Source organism: Vibrio sp. V42_P2S4T144, assembly GCF_009904715.1.
GTDB lineage: Bacteria > Pseudomonadota > Gammaproteobacteria > Enterobacterales > Vibrionaceae > Vibrio > Vibrio alginolyticus.
Map to the genome: position 1 here is coordinate 1 of NZ_WXWS01000229.1, position 4581 is coordinate 4581.

The 4581-nt window shown below is 44.5% G+C and carries 4 protein-coding genes; all 4 read right to left on the reverse strand.

From position 1 onward, the window contains the following. Positions 1-118: 118 nt before the first annotated feature. The gene (locus CAG68_RS08090; protein WP_005377400.1) at positions 119-868 is read right to left on the reverse strand and encodes an amino acid ABC transporter ATP-binding protein; all 750 of its coding nucleotides are present in this window, start codon (positions 866-868) and stop codon (positions 119-121) included. A gap of 23 nt (positions 869-891) precedes the next feature. Beyond that, the gene (locus CAG68_RS08095) at positions 892-1989 is read right to left on the reverse strand and encodes an amino acid ABC transporter permease (protein ID WP_005389988.1); all 1098 of its coding nucleotides are present in this window, start codon (positions 1987-1989) and stop codon (positions 892-894) included. Position 1990: 1 nt separating this feature from the next. Continuing rightward, positions 1991-3196 carry an amino acid ABC transporter permease gene (locus CAG68_RS08100; protein WP_005377402.1) on the reverse strand — a complete coding sequence of 402 codons (1206 nt, stop codon included), beginning with the start codon at positions 3194-3196 and terminating at the stop codon, positions 1991-1993. Between the two features lie 218 nt (positions 3197-3414). Further along, positions 3415-4443, reverse strand: a complete 1029-nt coding sequence (locus CAG68_RS08105; RefSeq protein ID WP_005377403.1) for an amino acid ABC transporter substrate-binding protein — start codon at positions 4441-4443, stop codon at positions 3415-3417. Positions 4444-4581: the final 138 nt, after the last annotated feature.

The window sequence follows — 4581 nt, forward strand, 5'->3', positions numbered from 1 at the left end:
AACACAATATTACTGCCTAGCATAGCTATGTTGATTCTTACACAGATTTTTGAATTTAGTAACAAAAAGCACTGGCTTCATAGAAACCAGTGCTTTTTTATGTCGATTCGGCTAAATCTTAGTGGTGTAAGATTTGCGCTAGGAAGTTTTGGGTCCTATCCGATTGAGGATTCTCAAAGAAGTCGACCGGGTTGTTTTCTTCGATGATCTCTCCTGCGTCCATGAATATCACGCGATCGGCAACCTCTTTAGCAAAGCCCATTTCATGTGTCACACATAGCATAGTCATGCCTTCCTCGGCGAGTTCGACCATTACATCCAGTACTTCGCGAACCATTTCCGGGTCGAGTGCAGATGTTGGCTCATCAAAAAGCATGACTTTAGGGTTCATACACAAAGAGCGAGCAATCGCCACACGTTGTTGCTGGCCACCAGACAGCTGACCGGGATACTTCTCCGCTTGGTCTGGAATTTTTACACGTTCCAGATATTTCATCGCAACCGCTTCTGCCTCATCTTTTGGCATCTTCTTCACCCAGATAGGCGCGAGCGTACAGTTTTCCAGTACGGTTAAATGAGGGAAGAGATTAAAGTGTTGAAAGCACATGCCCACTTCTCGGCGTACTGCTTCAATGTTCTTTAAGTCTTCAGTTAATTCCGTACCAGAGACGTAAATGCTGCCTGCTTGGTGCTCTTCAAGGCGGTTAATACAGCGAATCATCGTTGATTTTCCCGACCCAGATGGGCCACAGATAACGATTTTCTCGCCGCGCTTAACGTCGAGGTTAATATTTTTTAGTACGTGAAACTCACCATACCATTTATTCATGTCCTTCAATTGGATCATGTAATCTTGTTGTTGCGTCATAATACGTCCTTGATCTTGATGAGTTATCGTTTGTGACCGGTATGAAGTTTGTTTTCAAGCCATATCGAATAGCGCGACATGCCAAAACAAAATACCCAAAACACTAACGCGACAAATACATAACTTTCTGTAGCAAAACCTAACCATTCAGGGTCGGTATTTGCTGCTTGTCCTATACCGAGTACGTCAAACATGCCAATGATGAGTACCAAACTGGTGTCTTTGAACAAACCGATGAAGGTGTTCACGATAGAAGGAATAGTAATCTTTAGCGCCTGTGGCAAGATAATAAGCCCAGTCTTTTTCCAGTAACTTAACCCAAGCGCATCAGCGGCTTCATATTGACCTTTCGGAATGGCTTGTAGACCACCGCGTACCACTTCTGCCATGTAAGCGGAGGCAAACATAACCACACCTATAAGGGCGCGAATCAGTTTATCTGTCTCTGAACCTTCAGACATAAACAATGGAAGCATAACCGAAGCCATGAACAAAACCGTAATCAGAGGAACGCCACGCCAAACTTCAATGTAGACGGTACAAATGCTGCGAATGATCGGCATCTCTGAACGTCTACCAAGCGCAAGCACCACACCAATTGGCAGTGAAACTACGATACCAACTAACGCAATAATGAGCGTAACGAGTAATCCACCCCATTTGTGTGTATCGACCACTTCTAGTCCAAAGACACCCCCGTATAACAGCCCAGCGATGATGAATGGGTAGATGTTTACGAAGAAAAGCCAAATCCACATCCTTTTCGGTGTCTTCTCATAAGCGAGTAAAACAGTAAATATGGCCAATGTGATATAGAAAAGGCGAGGGCGCCATAGTTCGGACTCTGGATAAAAACCATACATGAACTGCTCCCAGCGCACGCTGATAAATACCCAGCAAGCACCATCTCGGCTACAGTCGTCACGCGTTGAGCCAATCCAGTCTGCGTTAATAAACGCCCAATCCACGATATACCATATTGCAGTTACGACAATATACGCAAGAATGACAGTAACAATGGAATTGATAGGGCCATTAAATAGATTTTTCCGCATCCAACCAACGAAGCCTACAGTATTGGCGGGTGGTGGGAGATCCGGTTGAAATTGATGAGTACTCATATTATCTCTCCACCAGCGCGACTTTACGGTTATACAAGTTCATTAATGCAGACGTAATCAGACTTAATGTCAAGTACACGCCCATCGTCATAGCAATGATCTCAATCGCTTGTCCCGTTTGGTTCAGGGTAGTACCAGCAAACACAGAGACAAGATCTGGATAACCAATCGCCATCGCTAACGATGAGTTTTTGGTGAGGTTGAGATATTGACTGGTTAAAGGTGGAATAATAATTCGTAACGCTTGAGGAATGACAACAAGCTTTAAAGTTTTCGAGCGTGGTAAGCCTAGCGACATCGCTGCTTCGGTTTGACCATGGCTAACCGCATTAATACCAGAGCGCACAATCTCAGCAATGAAAGAAGCTGTATAAACACTCAATGCCAAAAGTAGCGCAGCCAATTCAGGAATAATGCTAATACCACCTCGGAAGTTAAACCCTTTTAGTTCAGGATAATTCAGTGAAATTGGCATACCAGCAAGGAAGTACACAACCAATGGAAGGCCAACAACTAAACCCAAAACTATTCTTCCCATTGGGGTTTGTTGCCCAGTGAGACGTTGCTTATTATTCGCCCATACATTAATTAATAAGCTTGCGATTACCCCGAAGATTAACGCGGCAATAACGTAGCTACTGCCAGGTTCCATAGTCGGTGCAGGGAAATATAAGCCACGAACGTTCAGGAAAATAGCTTCACCAAGACTTAAGCTTTGGCGTGGTGAGGGTAATGCTTGAAGAACAGCGAAATACCAGAAGAATATTTGCAGAAGAAGGGGGATATTTCGGAAAGTTTCGATATAAACTGCCGCTAAACGACTAACTAACCAGTTAGAAGAAAGGCGGGCAACCCCCATGGTAAAGCCAATCACAGTAGCCAGAATAATACCTAATACAGAGACTAACGCCGTATTAAGAAGGCCGATGATAAATGTTCTACCGTAAGAGTACGTTTCATCGTATTCAATTAATGTTAACCCAATACCAAACCCGGCTTCTTGATTCAGAAAACCGAAGCCCGTTGCAATACCACGAGCATCTAAGTTATTGAGAGCGTTGTTTACAATCGTGTAAAAGAAAAATACCAGTGCAGCAATGGCAATGATCTGGAAAATAGCAGAACGAAAGGCAGGATTATAAATCAGGCTCTTGCTTCCGCTTGGTTTGGACATCGTACTTGGCGATGCATCTTGTGTCGGTTTCATACAGCGATAACCTCAAACCTTAGTTATAGATATCGGCCTGTATAACGAAGTTTCGTCCTTGCTGGCTAAAGAATAACGCTCTCATGTCTAGCGGCTTACGAACCTTTAAAGCCGTTCCACAAAGCGAGCGCTTTTAGCCATCCAATGAGCGATCCTTACTCATACAGTGAGATATAATCAAGAAAAAGGGCGGCATGAACCGCCCTGATTAACTCTTTCTATCGGATTGGTGGCGCGTACATAAAGCCGCCTGCATTCCATAGCGCATTAACGCCACGAGAGATTTCTAACGGCGAACCAGTACCGACTGTACGTTCGAAGCTTTCACCATAGTTACCAACTTGTTTGATAACCTGGTAGCCCCAATCGTCGCGGATACCCAACCCTTTGCCTTTAGGGCCATCAACACCGAGGATACGCTTGATGTTTGGATCTGTTGACTTCAGCATTTCATCCGCATTCTTCGAACTAATACCGTATTCTTCAGCGTTAATCATCGCAGACAATGTCCACTTAGCGATGTTAAACCATTGATCATCGCCTTGACGAACGACTGGACCTAGTGGCTCTTTAGAGATGATTTCTGGAAGAACGGCCGCAGAGGACGGATCTTTCAAATTCAAACGTAGTGCATAAAGGCCAGATTGGTCAGTTGTTAATACGTCACAGCGTCCCGCATCAAAACCTTTCGAAGTTTGCGCCGCTGTGTCGAATACCACTGGTTTGTACGCCATGCCTTGGTTGCGGAAATAATCTGCAAGGTTTAGCTCGGTTGTTGTACCTGATTGAACACATACCGACGCACCATCAAGCTCTTTAGCACTTGATATACCAAGTTCCTTCTTCACCATAAAGCCTTGACCGTCGTAGTAGTTCACACCTACGAAGTTTAGGCCCAGTGCAGTGTCACGGTGGAGAGTCCAGGTCGTGTTACGGGAAAGCACATCAATCTCACCAGATTGAAGCGCAGTGAAACGTTCTTTTGCGGTTAGGGGTACATATTTAACTTTCGTTTTATCCCCAAGAACGGCTGCAGCCAGTGCTTGGCAATATTCTACGTCGATACCTTCCCATTCGCCTTTTGAGTTAGGGTTAGAGAAACCAGGTAGACCGGTACTTACGCCGCAAGTAAGAAAGCCTTGTTTTGTGACTTTGTCCAGAGTAGTGTCTGCTGCTTGAGCTGATGTTGCCATCATCGCAGTAGAAGCCGCTACGACGGAAGCAAGAACTGTGAGTTTATTTGCCATTTGTATCCTTCCTGTATGATCCATGTTTAATCAGGAGTGACCTGAAATAACGTGTCCAATTCGTTAGAGTTATCGTCCTACGTGATTGATTTTCGAAGAAACGGCATTCGATAGATCAACCAGTTATAAGCGTAGGAA

What these genes read in the sequence shown, in the direction of transcription:
- CAG68_RS08100 (WP_005377402.1), bottom strand. Translation starts at nt 3,196, where the DNA reads ATGAAACCGACACAAGATGCATCGCCAAGTACGATGTCCAAACCAAGC.
- CAG68_RS08095 (WP_005389988.1), bottom strand. Translation starts at nt 1,989, where the DNA reads ATGAGTACTCATCAATTTCAACCGGATCTCCCACCACCCGCCAATACT.
- CAG68_RS08105 (WP_005377403.1), bottom strand. Translation starts at nt 4,443, where the DNA reads ATGGCAAATAAACTCACAGTTCTTGCTTCCGTCGTAGCGGCTTCTACT.
- CAG68_RS08090 (WP_005377400.1), bottom strand. Translation starts at nt 868, where the DNA reads ATGACGCAACAACAAGATTACATGATCCAATTGAAGGACATGAATAAA.